15 protein-coding genes and 1 tRNA gene are annotated in these 15,948 nt (G+C 49.2%); 8 read left to right on the top strand and 8 right to left on the bottom strand.

Annotated features, from left to right (window positions below; translation table 11 throughout):
• Positions 1 to 9 precede the first annotated feature (9 nt).
• From A1sIA56_RS00940 to A1sIA56_RS00930, 3 genes are read right to left on the bottom strand one after another with little or no spacing between them, the layout of a single operon-like run.
• Entirely contained in the window at positions 10 to 405 is a 396-nt protein-coding gene (locus A1sIA56_RS00940; protein ID WP_095673097.1) for an anti-sigma factor family protein, read from the bottom strand.
• A complete protein-coding gene (locus A1sIA56_RS00935) occupies positions 402 to 1,037 on the bottom strand; it encodes a sigma-70 family RNA polymerase sigma factor (protein ID WP_095673096.1) in 636 nt (211 codons plus the stop codon). The genes A1sIA56_RS00940 and A1sIA56_RS00935 overlap by 4 nt, the downstream gene beginning before the upstream one ends.
• Positions 1,038 to 1,052: 15 nt before the next feature.
• A complete protein-coding gene (locus A1sIA56_RS00930; protein ID WP_095673095.1) occupies positions 1,053 to 1,775 on the bottom strand; it encodes an SOS response-associated peptidase in 723 nt (240 codons plus the stop codon).
• Positions 1,776 to 1,817: 42 nt separating this feature from the next.
• Here A1sIA56_RS00930 and aroA point away from each other — a divergent pair, with 42 nt between their 5' ends.
• From aroA to A1sIA56_RS00910, 4 genes are read left to right on the top strand one after another with little or no spacing between them, the layout of a single operon-like run.
• Positions 1,818 to 3,095 (top strand): 3-phosphoshikimate 1-carboxyvinyltransferase, encoded by a 1,278-nt coding sequence (aroA, locus tag A1sIA56_RS00925; RefSeq protein ID WP_095673094.1) that lies wholly within the window; start codon positions 1,818 to 1,820, stop codon positions 3,093 to 3,095.
• Positions 3,092 to 4,099: a ribosome small subunit-dependent GTPase A gene (gene rsgA, locus A1sIA56_RS00920; RefSeq protein WP_095673093.1), complete on the top strand. Its 1,008-nt coding sequence runs from the start codon at positions 3,092 to 3,094 to the stop codon at positions 4,097 to 4,099. Before aroA ends, rsgA begins: the two co-directional genes overlap by 4 nt.
• A gap of 26 nt (positions 4,100 to 4,125) precedes the next feature.
• On the top strand, positions 4,126 to 4,929 hold the full coding sequence (locus A1sIA56_RS00915) for an inositol monophosphatase family protein (protein WP_095673092.1): 804 nt from the start codon (positions 4,126 to 4,128) through the stop codon (positions 4,927 to 4,929).
• A 17-nt stretch (positions 4,930 to 4,946) separates the two neighbouring features.
• Positions 4,947 to 7,274, top strand: a complete 2,328-nt coding sequence (locus A1sIA56_RS00910; RefSeq protein ID WP_223298446.1) for a heavy metal translocating P-type ATPase — start codon at positions 4,947 to 4,949, stop codon at positions 7,272 to 7,274.
• A 12-nt stretch (positions 7,275 to 7,286) separates the two neighbouring features.
• Here A1sIA56_RS00910 and A1sIA56_RS00905 read toward each other — a convergent pair whose 3' ends face one another.
• The 5 genes from A1sIA56_RS00905 to A1sIA56_RS00885 all read right to left on the bottom strand — a co-directional run bounded on the left by A1sIA56_RS00905 (position 7,287) and on the right by A1sIA56_RS00885 (position 12,134).
• Positions 7,287 to 8,033, bottom strand: coding sequence for a CDP-alcohol phosphatidyltransferase family protein (locus tag A1sIA56_RS00905; protein ID WP_223298445.1), 747 nt, complete (start codon positions 8,031 to 8,033; stop codon positions 7,287 to 7,289).
• Positions 8,034 to 8,109: 76 nt separating this feature from the next.
• A tRNA-Met gene (locus tag A1sIA56_RS00900) sits at positions 8,110 to 8,186 on the bottom strand.
• A 73-nt stretch (positions 8,187 to 8,259) separates the two neighbouring features.
• Positions 8,260 to 11,064, bottom strand: a complete 2,805-nt coding sequence (locus A1sIA56_RS00895) for a UPF0182 family membrane protein (protein ID WP_095673090.1) — start codon at positions 11,062 to 11,064, stop codon at positions 8,260 to 8,262.
• Positions 11,061 to 11,870, bottom strand: a complete 810-nt coding sequence (locus A1sIA56_RS00890) for a S16 family serine protease (protein ID WP_095673089.1) — start codon at positions 11,868 to 11,870, stop codon at positions 11,061 to 11,063. Before A1sIA56_RS00890 ends, A1sIA56_RS00895 begins: the two co-directional genes overlap by 4 nt.
• A 12-nt stretch (positions 11,871 to 11,882) precedes the next feature.
• Positions 11,883 to 12,134, bottom strand: coding sequence for a hypothetical protein (locus A1sIA56_RS00885; RefSeq protein ID WP_223298444.1), 252 nt, complete (start codon positions 12,132 to 12,134; stop codon positions 11,883 to 11,885).
• Positions 12,135 to 12,265: 131 nt separating this feature from the next.
• On the opposite strand from A1sIA56_RS00885, the gene A1sIA56_RS00880 reads away from it, so the two are divergent.
• The 4 genes from A1sIA56_RS00880 (at position 12,266) to A1sIA56_RS00865 (ending at position 15,944) form a co-directional block, all read left to right on the top strand.
• Positions 12,266 to 13,615, top strand: a complete 1,350-nt coding sequence (locus A1sIA56_RS00880; RefSeq protein WP_095673088.1) for a zinc-dependent metalloprotease — start codon at positions 12,266 to 12,268, stop codon at positions 13,613 to 13,615.
• Between the two features lie 222 nt (positions 13,616 to 13,837).
• Positions 13,838 to 14,419 (top strand): M48 metallopeptidase family protein, encoded by a 582-nt coding sequence (locus A1sIA56_RS00875; protein WP_095673087.1) that lies wholly within the window; start codon positions 13,838 to 13,840, stop codon positions 14,417 to 14,419.
• 124 nt (positions 14,420 to 14,543) lie between these two features.
• The gene (locus A1sIA56_RS06945) at positions 14,544 to 14,714 is read left to right on the top strand and encodes a DUF5679 domain-containing protein (protein ID WP_095673086.1); all 171 of its coding nucleotides are present in this window, start codon (positions 14,544 to 14,546) and stop codon (positions 14,712 to 14,714) included.
• A 120-nt stretch (positions 14,715 to 14,834) separates the two neighbouring features.
• Positions 14,835 to 15,944: a hypothetical protein gene (locus A1sIA56_RS00865; RefSeq protein WP_095673085.1), complete on the top strand. Its 1,110-nt coding sequence runs from the start codon at positions 14,835 to 14,837 to the stop codon at positions 15,942 to 15,944.
• Positions 15,945 to 15,948 lie beyond the last annotated feature (4 nt).

Here is a 15,948-nt window from a genome sequence, read left to right as displayed (position 1 = left end):
CGAAGGAGATTAGTCCTCGTCGTCGATAAAGTGCTGGATATGTGTCTGTTCGATCTGAATTTCTCGATGCTCCACATTTCCAAATTCATCAATCTCAATTGAAATCTCAGTCATGCTGAATTGGGTTACTACTTCAGTAGCGCCTGCCCCTGCCATCTGTGCGCGAAGTTGGCGGTGAATGCTTTGGTGGAGATCTTCGGGTGCTTGCTCATCGCAGGTGCGCTTGAGGACATCTTGCAACATCTGCTGCATCAAACGTTCATGCTCAAGTTCGGCAGAACATGGTGCGCAAGTAACTAGGTGAGATTGGATGGCGGCAGCTTGAGGAATCTCTTGTAGTTCGCCTTCAATAATAAATACGACTGATGCTAAAACTTCGCCGCATTGAATCTCGATGTAGCTCATTCTGCGCCTCCCTTCTTCTTTGATTTTGAAGAGTCGGTAGCTGGGGCATCGGTTGTGTAACCGAGCTCCTTTGCATAGGAGGCAAGTTTTTCGCGCAGCTGTTTACGTCCGCGGTGAAGACGTGACATGACAGTTCCTGCAGGTGCGCCGACTATCTCTGCAATCTCTTTATAAGAAAAGCCTTCGACATCTGCAAGATAGACAACGATGCGGAATTCTTCAGGAATTTCATGCAGTGCGCGTTTGATATCGCTATCAGGAAGGTTTTCAAGTGCTTCTTGTTCTGCAGACTTTCCGAGATCACTTGTATGTGATTGCGCCTCTGCTACTTGCCAATCTTCGAGTTCATTATTGGCAATCTGCGGCTGGCGCTGACCTTTGCGATAGGTATTGATAAATGTTGTTGTGAGTACTCGATAGAGCCAAGCACGTAAGTTGGTACCTTCTTCAAATTGATGGAATGAAGCAAATGCCTTGAGGTAGGTATCTTGCACAAGATCGCGCGCATCTTCAGGGTTCTTTGTATAGCGAAGTGCTGCTGCATATAACTGATTTGTAAACACCAGAGCATCGCGCTCGAACCGAATGGTGCGATCGGCAGCGCTTTCTAGTACCAAATCTTTCGATGTCATTACGCCTAGGCTATATCAAAAGAGGGTCTCTGGCGCTCCGAGTTCAATGGGAATAATTAGTTCAGGGCCGTTGTTTGCTACTACGTTGACTCTAGACGCAACGGGTTGGGCAACGAGCCCCGCATCTGGCTCGGGAATATTCATCATATTTATCAAGCGGTTGATGTCGCGTGATTGTGGATCGAGCCAATCGTTCCACCGTTCGATCGGCATGAAGACCGGCATGCGACTGTGAATCGTTGCAAGTTCGCCAACTGCTTCGCGAGTAATGATTGCAGCGCTCTGAATTACCTGCCCTTTTTCACTCTGCCATGAACTCCAAATTCCAGCGATAGAAAGTTGTTCTCGATCTTCGCGGGAAATATAAAACGGTTGCTTTGGTGCGTACTTGCCAAGTGAAGTCGCCCATTCGTAATAACCAGTTGCAGGAATCAAACAACGTGAAGTTCTAAAGGCGTGGCGAAATGTTGGCTTCTCGTGAATGGATTCGCTGCGCGCATTGATCGCATGTGATTGCGATGCGCGGGCATCAGCAAATGATTTCTGCCATGGCGCGATAATCCCCCATGATGCAGAATCGAGAATTCGAGAATCAGATTCATTGCGGATTATGTAAATATCGTTGGTCGGTGCGATATTCCAATTGAGCGGCAGCGATTGATCGAGAGTCGAACCTGCTAATTCAAAGCGCTCTACTATCTCTTCAGCGCCAAGAGTCTGGGCATATCTACCGCACATATTACGAATCTTAGGCGCTGTTCGAGCCGTTAGACTTAACGTATGACAGCACATGAACTCTGGCCCGCGCCCTTTCGCGGACGAAAGCCAGTTTCCTCACGCGTCACTATCCCGGGTTCAAAGTCGGTAACAAACCGAGCTCTCATCCTTGCTGCACAAGCTGATTCACCATCGACACTTCGCCGACCACTGATTTCGCGCGACTCTGAATTGATGTCTGCCGGCCTGCAAGCAATGGGCGTTGCGATTACTGGCAATGACGATGCTTGGACTGTAACTCCGGCGCCTCTTCAAGGACCAGCAAAGGTTGATGTTGGGAATGCTGGAACGGTAATGCGCTTTCTTCCACCTCTTGCAGCCCTTGCACAAGGTGATATCTCATTCGATGGTGATCCGCGTTCTTACGAACGACCACTTGGCCCAGTCATAAAAGCGCTTGAAGAACTTGGCATTGAAATTGAACATGAAGGTCGCTATTCACTTCCAATGGTGATTAAAGCTAAAGGATCTATTCCTGGCGGCGAACTAACAATTGATGCAAGCGCATCAAGCCAATTCTTATCTGCACTTCTGCTAGTTGCTCCAAGTATGACCAACGGAATTACTGCGCAACATCGCGGTGGTTCACTGCCATCAATGCCGCATATCGATATGACTGTGCAGATGCTTCGCGATTTCGGTGCGACCGTTCATGTCGATAAGAGCGCTGAAAGCTGGAGAGTTGAACCAGGCACACTTCGTGGACAAGATCTGGTGATCGAACCCGATCTATCGAATGCCTCACCATTCTTATCAATCGCAATGGTCTGCGGTGGAAGTATCACAATCGCTGATTGGCCAAAGAGCACTACTCAACCTGGTGATCAACTGCGCGAGATCTTTACCCAAATGGGTGCGCGCGTTGAATTTACTGCCGATGGTTTAACTCTTACCGGTGGCGATGCAATTCATGGAATCGATATTGATCTCCATGATGTTGGCGAGCTCACTCCCTCTATTGCAGCGCTTGCAGCTCTCGCAGATTCTCCTTCGCACCTACGCGGTATCGGCCATCTGCGTCTGCATGAAACAGATCGTCTAGCTGCCCTAACCCGCGAAATTAACTCACTTGGTGGCAACGTGGTCGAAGAGGAGACAGCTCTGCACATCACTCCTGCGCCTTTGCATGGTGGAACTTTCCACACATATGAAGACCATCGCCTTGCAACAGCAGGAGCCGTCATCGGTTTAGTCGTGCCTGATATTCTCGTTGAAAATGTTGCTACAACACGTAAGACCCTGACTGATTTCCCAGGGCTCTGGAATAGTTTGGTTCTATGAGTCCACGCGAATACGACGAATCGGATGCACGTATCCGACCATCTCGCACAACGCGTAGACGTACCAAAGATCGACCTTCTCACTCTGACTCCATCACAGCATTTGTTACAACTGTAGATCGTGGGCGCACAACCTGCGTTACCGATGATGGCGTGGTTATCACCGCTATGAAAGCGCGTGAGCTAGGACCTAAATCAGTTGTTGTCGGAGACCTTGTTGAAATTGTTGGAGATGTAACAGGAACAGAAGGAACGCTTGCCCGAATTGTTACTGTCAACGAGCGCACAAACTCATTGAGTCGCACAGTCGATGATGCAGCCCGAGTTGAGCGAACCATCGTTGCAAATATTGATCAACTACTTATTGTCGTAGCGTCTGCAAACCCTGAACCGCGTCGTGGTCTTATTGATCGCTTCCTGGTCAGCGCATTCCACGAATCGATTAAACCCATCATTGTGGTCACAAAGGTAGATGTCTCCCCCGTGCCAGATTTCATCAAAGAGTACGCAGCTCTCGGCGTGGACATCATTACTACTTCTTCAAAGAGTGAAGATCGCGCAAAGGATGTTGCGGGAATTCTTGAAATCCTCGATGAGAAGATCTCCGTTCTTGTTGGCCACTCAGGCGTAGGTAAATCAACTCTTATTAACGATCTCGTTCCCGAAGCAGATCGCATGACCGGCGATGTAAACGATGTAACCGGTCGCGGTCGCCACACATCATCGAGCGCGATTGCTCTGCCGCTGGTCAACGGTGGCTGGATTATTGATACCCCTGGAATTCGCGCATTTGGCCTTGCTCACCTCAATAAAGAGCGCATCATCGAATCGTTTCCCGATATCTATCAGGTCACTCAAACATGTATGCCGAACTGTTCTCATCACGAAGCATCCTGCGCTCTCAATCCGTGGATCGACTCAGATGCCGCCTTGCATGATGAACGCCTCATTAGAGTCACCAGTTTGCGCTCTCTCTTGGAAGTGAAGCCACTCACCGACGAGTAATTGCTCGGGAGCGTTAGACTCGCACTATGAGCACGCGACGCGGTGAAGACCTCGCACTCGCCCACCGATTAGCTGATGCGGCAGATGCAATAACTCTCTCGCGATATCAAGCTCTCGATCTCACCGTCACAACTAAGCCAGATAACACACCTGTCACCGATGCCGATAAATCTGCAGAGGACGCAATCCGCGCACTGCTTCACGCACATCGCCCAGATGATGGAATTGTTGGAGAAGAGTTCGGTACGCAAGGAACAGAGAAGAATCGTTACTGGGTCATCGATCCGATTGATGGCACAAAGAACTTCTTACGCGGAGTTCCAACCTGGGCAACTCTTATTGGTTTGATGGAGCGTGACGCTGACGGCGTTGAGAGAGTTGTCGTTGGCGTTGTAAGCGCTCCGGCTCTCTTTCGTCGCTGGTATGCCTTTGAAGGTGGCGGAGCATTTGTCATTGTGAACAAGGAAGTTCCTAAGAAGATTAGCGTCTCTGCAGTTTCATCAATCGAAGATGCATCAGTCTCGCACTCTGATTTCATTGGCTGGGGCGATCGCCTTGAACCATTTAATAACTTGATGAAGAACGCTTGGCGCACCCGCGCACATGGTGATTTCTGGTCACATATGTTGGTGGCAGAAGGTGCGGTCGAAATCGCTGCCGAGCCTTCACTTGCTCTCTGGGATATGGCAGCACTCGACATTATTGTGCGAGAAGCAGGTGGACGCTTTACCAACCTTGATGGTCTTGACGGATCGCTTGGCGGAAATGGTCTCTCAACAAATGCAGCGCTCCACGATTATGTGGTCAACGCGCTCAAGGTTTCGGTATAGCCATGGGTGAGAATTAAATGGAAGATATCCAGATCGACCTCATGAAGCATAAGAGCGACGCAGCTTCAGATGAGAATTACTCTCCATCTGAATCATCGCCGCTTCTTGCACAAACTTTTGCAGTAACCGGAATGACTTGTTCGGCCTGCGTCAACAGTATTGAACGCGCACTCAATGAGATGGATGGCGTATCTGCATCTGTTAACTTTGCATCAGAGACAGTTCATGTTCTTGCTCCCGCTGACTTATCGTCAGAGCTTGTAATTAAGAAGATCAAGGCTGCAGGTTATGGAGCAACTCTTCTCTCTGACGGTGCTAGCCCAGCACTTCATCGCAAAGGCGCAGCACGTGCACTCTTCTTTGCCGCGCTCTTCGCAGTTCCATCTATTGCAATTTCAATGGTGATGAGCTGGCATCAACCGATCAACGATTGGTTGATTGCGCACTTTAACGATTACTCAATTCCACTTCCACCACACGCGGTGCACTCTTTTGCATCGTGGTTGGTCATTGCACTGACCGCTCCGCTCATTCTCTTTGTGGCTTTCCCTATCCACCGTGCTGCAATTCGAAATATCTTTCACCCGACCATGGATACCTTGGTTTCGCTGGGATCTCTCACGGCATACATCTGGTCTATCTATGCCACCTATACCCAAGAAGGCGATGTCTATACCGAAGTAGCGGCAGGCGTACTTCTCTTTGTCATTCTCGGTAGATATCTCGAATCACGGGCTAAGAAGAGTGCGAGCAGCGCACTTTCCACACTTCTGGCTCTTGGCGAGAAGGAAGTTGCTGTCATTCGCAACGGAACTGAAGTAATCATTCCCATTTCACATCTCGTTGTTGGAGATCAATTTGTAGTCAAGCCAGGTGCGCGCATTGCAACAGATGGCATCGTTATCTCAGGGCAAAGTTCGGTTGATAACTCATTAGTTACTGGTGAATCACGAGCAATAGAAGTCTCACCAGGATCTTTAGTTATTGGTTCTGCACTCAATAACAACGGTCGAATTATTGTGCGCGCCACTCGTATTGGTAGCGATACAGAGCTAGCTCGCATCACAGCGATGGTCGTTACTGCTCAAGGAAGTAAGGCGCCGATTCAAGCGCTAGCCGATAAGGTCGCATCAATTTTCGTGCCCGTTGTTACGGTTTTAGCGATTGCAACATTTGAGGCTTGGTACTACTTCGGCGATAAATCACTCACGTATTCCATCTCTACTGCGATCACAGTCCTTGTTATTGCCTGCCCATGCGCTCTTGGCCTCGCAACCCCAGTCGCGCTTCTCGTAGCTTCCGGTCGCGGAGCCCTTCGCGGAATTGTTATTCGCCATCCTCGAGTTCTCGAAGCATCACGTTCTATCGATGTCGTTGTACTAGATAAGACCGGCACGCTCACTGATGGGGCGATGAAGGTTCTTGATGTTGCTATCCCAACATCTGCGCAGAAGGTTCTTGGACGAGAATTCGCACAATTGACCAACGAGAGAAATATTCTCTCTTCAGCTTTAGCTTTGGAAAGTCAGAGTAACCATCCTGTTGCACAAGCGATTGCGCACTTCTGTATTGCACAGGGCGCACAGCAGATCCCCGTTACAGATTTCACCGAGACTCCGGGTATCGGAACAGCAGGCCGTGTTGTTATCGCAGATAAGGCGCCGGTTGTCATTATTGGTTCCCCTGCTTCCGTGGCTCACAGCTCAACTCCCTTTGATGCAGAGATTCTTCAAGCAATCGCAGAAGGTGAATCGCAATCTCGCGCGGTATCGGTATTGGCGTGGGATGGCGTTGCTATCGCCGTCTTTGCAACCGGTGATGTCATCAAGGCAGATGCGCCTGCAACGATTTCGGCTTTGCATGAACGTGGCATCGAAACCTGGTTGCTGACTGGTGACAATGCAGAGAGTGCGAACAAAATTGCATCAGCTGTTGGCATACCTTCAGATCGCATCATTGCAACTGCTACCCCTGAGGCGAAGTTGGCAAAGATTGTTGAACTGCAATCAGCTGGGCGCCACGTCATGATGGTTGGTGATGGAATCAATGATGCTGCAGCTCTTGCGCAATCAGATTTAAGCATTGCAATGGGAACAGGTACAGATGCTGCAATTGCAACGGCAGATATCACGCTAATGCGCCCACAGTTGATGGGGGTTATCGAGGCTCTCGCCCTTTCACGACGCACACTTCGCACCATCAAGGTAAATCTCGGTTGGGCCTTTGCTTATAACGCGATTGGTCTTCCTATCGCTGCGGCAGGCCTTGCTTCTCCTATGTATGCAGCAGCGGCAATGGCGCTTAGCAGCCTCTTCGTTGTCACTAATTCACTACGTATCAAGTAACTACGTATCAAGTTATTCTTTAATAACTTCTGCACTCTCTTCAGGATCACTCTGCATTGATCTCCAGAGAGAAATGGCTGCGATGTAAATAGGGAAGAGAATCATGATTAATTCCGAGGCCATGGACTCTTTAATTCCAGTTTCGTTGGAATAACTCCAAGAGAGATAGAAGAGCGTTGCGATATAAAGTGTGCCAAATGGCAAGGTAATAAGCCGAAGTGTTGAGACTCGGACGATATGTGGGAACTTCAGCATCGTTAACTGCGAGAAGCAGAGAACAAGTGTCACGATTGCCACAGTGTTCTCAGAGAGATCCAGAACTAGATATGTAGGAACGGCTAAGTTCCAGACTGCCGGAAAGCCGTTAAACCAATGATCTTCAGTCTCAATATCGGTGCGAGCAAACCAGAGCGCCGACATCAAAAGAATAAGTCCAGCTATCAACGTTTGGAATTCGCTAGGAAGTAGTTCAAGGCGAACCAGTAGAGCAACCGGTACAACTACACATGTCAGGTAATCAACGATGAGGTCAAGAACGTATCCGTCTACGCGAGGTGCGTGTATAACGACATCGATTCGGCGTGCAATGGGACCATCGAGTCCATCGAGAACTTGGCAGACAACTAACCAGATCAATGCGCCACGAATATTGTTATCGATGACCGCTTGGAGAGCGAGCAGACCGGCAACGGCTCCGCTAGCTGTCATGACATGGAGTGCGTATCCGGCTCTCTTGTTTACCTTCACTGAGTTGGCCACGCTTTAGGGTATCTCGCAGGGTTGGAAAATAAGAAAAGGCGCTGAAATCAGCGCCTTTACCTACATTTACTTACATTGGTAGCGGGGGCAGGATTTGAACCTACGACCTCTGGGTTATGAGCCCAGCGAGCTACCGAGCTGCTCCACCCCGCGTCGGAAGTGTCAGTCTACGACGAGGTGGGTACTTCCACCAAATCGCATAGGTAGCTTGCTATACGTGAAGAGATTACTTACGTGACTGCGCAGAAATCGCAGCAGCGATAGCTGCCTTCAAGCGGTCTTGTGCTCGACCGTACGCAGCGAAATCTCCCTTAGCAAGTGCAGCCTGTCCATCAGCAATTGCTTGCTTTGCACTTTGTAGTGCACTCGCAAGATCTGCAGAACTATTTGATGTAGTTGGTGATGAAGCAGATGCATTTGTTCCAGAGTTTCCACCGAATACTTGATCAAGTGCACCCTTAAGTGAACTATCAAATCCGATGACATCTCCGAATGAGACAAGTACTTTCTGCAGCAATGGATATGCAGATGAGTTACCTGTTGCACGAACGTAGACCGGCTGCACATAGAGCAGACCATTTCCTACTGGAAGTGTAAGCAAGTTACCGAGCACTACATCTGAACCACCTTGGCGCAGAAGCGAGAGTGCATTTGCAACTTCTGGCTTCGCTTCAAAGTTAGATGCAACCTGTGAAGGACCAGCGATGTTGGTGCTTCGTGGAAGTTGCAGCACGGTGATCTTGCCGTAGTCAGGACCTGCATTGGAGTTCACTGCAGCAAAAGCTGAAAGGTTTTCACGTCCACCGCGAGGTACAAATGGTGTCGTCAATGAGAAGGCAGGCTTTGCTGAACCTGGCATCTGCACTGTCATGTAATAAGGAGGTTGCGCACCAGCGTTAGCTCCAAATGTTGATGGATCACGAGGTACGCGCCAGAAATCTTGTCCGCCGTAGAACGCTGCTGCGCTCTTCACGTGATAGGAACTCAAGATATCGCGCTGAACTCGGAACATATCTTCAGGGAAGCGGATGTGCTCGAGCAGACCCTTAGAGATAGTTGATTTTGGCTTCACAGAGTTAGGGAAGGCCTTCATCCAAGTCTTAAGGACTGGATCCTTGGTATCCCACTGATACAAAGTCACTGTTCCGTCATATGCATCAACTGTTGCCTTCACAGAGTTACGAATGTAGTTAACAGTTCGGTTTGCCTGAGCAGTGATTGAGGCTGAAGTTGATGTCAACGCATCGTTTGTGGCTGTTGCCAGTGACGTTGATTGTGAATATGGATATCCAGCACTTGTTGTGTAGCCATCAATAATCCATGTGATCTTGCCATCGACAACTGCAGGATATGGATCTCCATCAAGTGTGAGCCATGGAGCGACCTTGGCAACGCGCTCACGTGGTGAACGGTTGAAGAGAATCTTTGAATCTGCGTTGATGAGGTTTGAGAGAAGGATGCGCTGTTCGCCGTACTTCACAGCGAAGATCAACTTATTAAGGAGGCTTCCAACAGGGACGCCGCCGTTACCTGTGTAGGTGTAGTTCTTCTGACCATTTGCAGATGCATCATCTGGATAGTCGAATTCAACAGGTGAGTTTGTCTTCTTTCCACCAATGATTGAGTAATCCGGAACGTTTTCACCGAAGTAAACACGTGGTTGGAACGCACCAAGACCCTTAGTTGGTGGAAGATCTCCCACAATAAAGTTTGGCTTTCCATCTGCATCTACTGTGTTGCCATATGCAGCAACGAAACCGAATCCGTGTGTGTAGACAAGGTGGTCGTTAATCCAGTTACGGCTTGGGTTTCCATCGATATTTAATTCACGAACAGCTACGACAGCATCGCGAGAAACTCCGTTGACTGTATAGCGATCAACGTCGAGTGATTCTGGGAATGTGTAATAAGGCTTGATCTGCTGAAGTTGACGGAAAGTTGCTGAAAGAACGTTTGGATCCATCAAGCGGATATTTGCAATTGTTGCCGCATCCTTGGCGAGCTGCCCTGCACTCGTAGAAAGCGTTGCGTTGTAATCCTTCATCTCAACCTGATTGAGGTCATAGGCAGCTCGGGTGGCATCAATATTGCGCTGAATATATGGCGCTTCCTTTGATGATTCAGATGGCTTTACCTGGAACTGCTGGATAGCTGCTGGGTAGATTCCAGCGATAAGAACTGAAGAGACTACGAGAAGCGCTGTTCCAGCTGCAGGAAGCAGCCAAGAGCGACGCACGATATTTGCAAAGAAGAGGAGTGCGCATACAACTGCGATTGCAGAAAGGATTGCCTTTGCAGGAAGCACCGCGTTGACATCGGTATAGGTAGGACCAGTGATCAACTTGCTCTCTTTGAGGGCTAGTGCGTAACGGTCGAACCAGTAAGCAACAGCCTTAAGAAGAACGATAAGTCCGAGAAGGATTGAAATCTGAACGCGAGCTGCGACCGTTGTGCGATCAGTCTGCACATTGGTGCGAATTCCGCCGTACATGTAGTGAATAAAGGCAGAAGCAAGGGCGGCAAGAACGAGAGTTGAGATTCCCCAACCGATGATTGCTTGCAACATAGGAAGGCGGAAAGCGAAGAATGAGATATCTAATCCAAATTGTGGATCGGTGACGCCGAAATCTGTTGCATTCTTAAAGAGCAACCATTCGCGCCAGAAGACCATTCCAGATGAGCCAGCAAAGTAGGTAAGGGCTGCAACGACGCCAACAAATACCCATGTGCGGATTGGTTCGATCTGCGCGCGCAATCTTTCGAGTCCGCTGACTTCAATGCTGACAGGAACATAGAGAGGGCGGCGCTTATAAGCGAGATAAATATTGAGAGAGATGATGAGAGAAGTAACGGTTCCTACGACGAGGAAGAGTTGAATCTTTGTTGCAAGAACAGTTGTCCATACATCTGTGAAATCAACAGATTGGAACCAGAGCCAGTCGACGTAATAACCGCTGAAATAGGTAACTAGTGCACCTAAGGCAACGAGGATTGCGGCAGTTATAACAAATGGGCTGCGATTTCTATTCATGCTCCTAGGTTAGTGCAACCACTCAGACCCCGAAAACTGGAGTGAGAGGGCTCTCGGAGGAAAGAGATAGCTTCTTCGAGGCTGGATACGGCCACTACAGCGATACCGCTGACATCACCTGGGATTTCATCGCAATTATCGCGAGCGGCAAAGAGAATGCTCGCTCCTGCCTTTTTGGCGGCGATAATTTTCTCCGAAATTCCCCCGATTGCACCGACCTTTCCGGTGGGTGAAATGGTGCCGGAACCAGCAACTTTTCTTCCTTGCAAAATATCTTCAGAAGTTAGCAGTTCGATCAAAGCCAAGGAGAAGATAAGTCCTCCACTTGGACCACCCACATTGGGAAGTGAAACTTTTATTGCCCGGTCTGTGAGCTTAGAAGTATCAACGCCGGGAAACTCTTTCTTGAGAAGCGCCTTCGTTGCAAGGAGTGCATCGCTTTGAGAATCTTCCATCTCAATCTTTGCCTTCTTCTCTTCGACCTTCGATGTTGTGTTCTTCTTATAAATGACTGAACGTGGGAAGACGACGCAATCTGCGCGAGCCCAACATGTAAGCACCTCTGCTCCAAGAATTTTCGCATCAGGGTTTGATACCCAGATAGAGAGAAGATAGATCTGGCCATCTGGTTTATATGTTGTGGCGACCTTCTTATCGACAGTCAGCACCTTAGGAAATAGCGGCGTTCCTTCACCCGGTTGAATAATGGCGAAATTAACGGGAAGAACAAGAGGAAGTAGGAAGAGAGCTACAAAGAATGCCTTGATAGTGCGAGGCGTATGAGAGAAGCGCACTGAACGAGCCACTTGCTAAATGAATTAGCGAATCTGATCTTCAGGAAGTGAAGATGTAGTGGGAGGAATTTCTTCCTGGATTGGTTGTTCGCGAAAAGACTCTTGGAATCTCTGGAACTGCCCAACTGAACGTGAAGTCTCGGATTCAAACTTCGATTTAAATTTAGATACCCAGATGACATATCCAATTGCGCCAAAGAGGCCTGCTGCTGGGACTACCCACCAAATAAGGGCGGCAAATGCACTGGTTCCGGCAGCTACGCTTATTGGGGACATGTAAAAATCCTAGTGCTTTCGGGAAGAAAGTGCCCACTCCACTTGTTACATACCTTAGATACGACTGTCGATACTTGCTCTCGATAGAATCAATCCGGCCAATTGGGCCTTCGCGCTTAAAGGAGATCTTGATGACACCTTTTGGATTCACGCCTGATGATGGCGATGAAGAAAATGGTAAGCCCGAAGATCCCAACCAAGAAAATTTAAGCGCGATGATGCGTCAGATGCAAGAGCAGATTCAGAAACAATTTGAACAACTAGGAATTAATCCAACTGGTTTTGTAAATCCATTTGCAGCTTTTGCTCAAGGTGGTCAAGAGGCTCTGCCTCCCACTGTTGTTCGCGATACTGCAAAGAAATTTGTCCAGGCACAAGGTTCGCAACCCATCGGAACGAAAGATGTCACCGTTGTCGATAACGCTTTTGAAATTGCCGACCTCTGGCTCAATGAAGCAACAGTCTTTCCGGCAACAACTGGCAACACATCTCATCGCTCTGTCAGCCGACTTGATTGGGTTGATGAGACTCTTAAAGGGTGGCAGGCAACCATGGAGCCGCTTGCAACGGGTCTGACTGGTGCAATTTCAACTCTGCTCGATGAAGCGATGGCGCAACAAGCGCACGATCCTGAAAATGGCGAGGCCATGGCAGGTCCGATGGGCACTATTGCAGGGCTTCTGCGCACCTTCATTGGTTCACTCATTGCAACACAGCTAGGCCAAGCGATTGGCAGCATCTCTGCCACTGCAACTGGTGCGCACGATGTTGGTCTGCCGCTTCTTGATCCCGCTCGCCCGTTACTTATCCCTGAAAATATTGAGAAGTGGAGCGCAGATCTCGAGATTCCAAAGACAGAGGTCTACTTATTCCATGCCCTTCGCGAAGCAGCGATTGCCCGCCTCTTTGAACATAACCCTTGGATTGTTTCTTACATTCGCAGCGCCATCGTTGATTACGGTCGTGGAATCCATATCGATATGGAAGCCATTCAACGCCAAGCAGAAGATGCGATGCAGAACTTTGATCCTTCACAACTCAACCCTGAATCTGGTGAAAACTCATTCACGATTGCACTCAACAATGGAATCTTCACACCTGAAGAAACTCCGGCACAGCGTGCAGCTCTTTCAAAGCTAGAAACAGCACTTGCTCTCGTCGATGGTTGGGCAGATGAAGTAACAGCTTTGGCTGCAGGTGATCGACTTCCGGCGCTTACTCAACTTCGCGAGATGTATCGACGTCAACGCGCAACCAATGCGCCATCACAACAACTTTTTAAAACACTGTTGGGACTTGAAGTAACTCCAAAGCTTGCACGAGAAGCGAGCGCCTTCTGGCAAAAGGTGCGCGAATCGAAAGATATTGCGGCCCGCGATCAAATCTGGAGCGGAATTTTGCCGAGCGCTGAAGAGTTGCTTGATCCTGAGAAGTTCTTATCGTCGACGCAAGTTCCTGATGACCTCAGCGGCCTGCTCTAATCGCACAAACTTGAGGTAAAAGAAAAGCGAAGTCCCCGGGCGCACATTTTGATATCAGCCTTCCCCTTGCTGATATCAAACGGTTATCCGAGGACTTCGTATGCGAAAAGTACGACGAATAGAGAGCAGAATCAAATGAAAATGGCGAAGACACAGAAATTTTTTTCTGTCAAAAACTTTGATTTCTCCTTCAATATTTATTGCATCTAATACATTTCCTCAATGACTACTGGAGACTTTTCACAAAACTTTGAAGAGGTCACACTTCCTGGGGTCGACGAGGGTGAAATCCTTGTTATCCGTTCCACCCGTCGCAAAAAGAGCATCTCGGCCTATCGCCAAGGTGGGCGCATCGTCATCTCTATTCCGGCCCGCCTGAGCAAAGCCGATGAGCGAGCTATCGTCCCCGAGATGATCGCCAAGATTCGCAGCCAAGAGGAGTCCAAGACCCCAGGCGAGGCCGATCTCATCGCCAGAATCGACCAACTGCTTACTGAGCTGGCCCCTGAAATCACCGAGCGCCCTATTTCAGTCACATGGCGGGCGATGCGCGAGCGCTGGGGCTCATGCACGAGCGTTGACCGCTCTATCCGCATCTCTGACCGCCTCAAGCTTGCCCCCGCCTACGCCCTGGATTACGTCCTCTTCCACGAGGCGATTCACCTCCAATACTTCGACCATGGCTCTGAATTCACCGAAGTCCTGGCTCGATTCGAGGATTCCGAGCTAGCCAGCGCCTATCTCGATGGCTATGAGGCAGCCGAGCGAGCTCTCTTGGCCCCCGTTGAACTCGAGAGGATCTAGCCCAATCCCTGCCCAAATCTCTACGCACAATTCATGCGTAGAAACGGCTTTTTGAGCGTGAGCGGGGGTATTGTTTCAGCCAGTACACATGAGCGCCAAGCACATGGGTCGAACGGAGGCAAAAATGACAGAGGTAGAGACATACAAGGGTGACGCTTACTGCGTTAAGTGCAAAGAGAAGCGTGATTTCGAGGGAACTGTAAAGATCTCAGACTCTGGTCGTCGCATGGCACAGGGCATCTGCCCAGTGTGTGGCACCAAGGTGAATCGCATTCTCGGCAAGAAGCCAGAATAAGTTTTACGTCACTATACGTAGTTATAACCCTCGCCCTTATGGGCGGGGGTTATTTCTTTTTCCACAGCATCTACGGGCGCTCGCTTAACACCACGTGCGCTCGCCGGAGAATGCCCGGCTATGAGAACACTCAAGCGCGGTACATCACTCTTTGAAACAACAACTCCTGGCGAATTTTTCTTAGGAACCTCAGCGCGAGCAATTCGCATCTACACAGCGGAGCAGAAGATCATCGCCGAGCATCTTGCGCAAGGGGTACGCGAAGACGAGATCCCTCGCATCGCTGGGGTCTCATCCATTGCAATCCATAACCTGATGACCGAGCTTGCCCACCAATCACTCCTTGATACAACGCAGGGCGCAATCACAATTAGCGATCGCTTTATCTCGAAGATTGATGGTCGCGCTTCCAAAAATAGTAAGCCGCAACGTGATGGGGCATATATCCAACTTCAGAATCGCATTGCACCTGAGCTTGAGCAGACAACATGGAGAAGCGATGTCACAGATGGTGGAGTTGCGCTACTGAGTGCGCGTCAAAATTTCCTTATTGAAATTTCGGGCAACAATCGCGTTGCCACACTTCTCTACTCACTTCTACTCGCAAGCGGCTTTACGCAGAGCCGCTTTGCTCCGGGAGCTCGCACTGCGCAGATTGGTGATCTTGATATTGCAGTCGATGGAATCACTTCAGCTCAATATGGTTTTGCCTTTATCAAGAATCGCGAAGATGTCAGGCGCGATTACTCGCTCTTTCCACTTGATAAGAGCGCTAATTACCTTGATGAAGCATCAACACCTGACCTTGTAATTGTCTGCGGAGATGTTGACCCAGAGAAGCTCGCTCTATGGATGAGCTACGGACAAACATTTATACGTATTCCACACCCTGAAGGCGGTCGCGCAAAAATCGGTCAGATAGTAATTCCGGGAAAGACGCCATGTCTGCGTTGTGCCGAGCTTGTAGAACGTGATCAAAGTGGGGTTACTTCGCAACGGGTTCTGAGCGGTGAAGTTACTCAGGAATATCCTCATATTGCAGCTCACGCAGTTGCAGCCCTTGCCGCATCAAACGTTGTTGCCTTTTGCGATGCTGCAACTCTTTCAGAAGGAGAAGTACTGAAAGACGCTGAACTCTTTGGAAAAATTACAACATTGGATTATCAAAGAGTTGCCCAACCGCAGGTGGTGGCGATTACTCGCCATCCACTCTGCGGATGTGCTTTCTAACTTC

This window comes from Candidatus Planktophila sulfonica (genome assembly GCF_002288065.1).
Classification (GTDB): Bacteria; Actinomycetota; Actinomycetes; order Nanopelagicales; family Nanopelagicaceae; genus Planktophila; species Planktophila sulfonica.
Note: the sequence above shows the minus strand (reverse complement) of the source record. Positions and strands in the feature narration are given on the sequence as shown.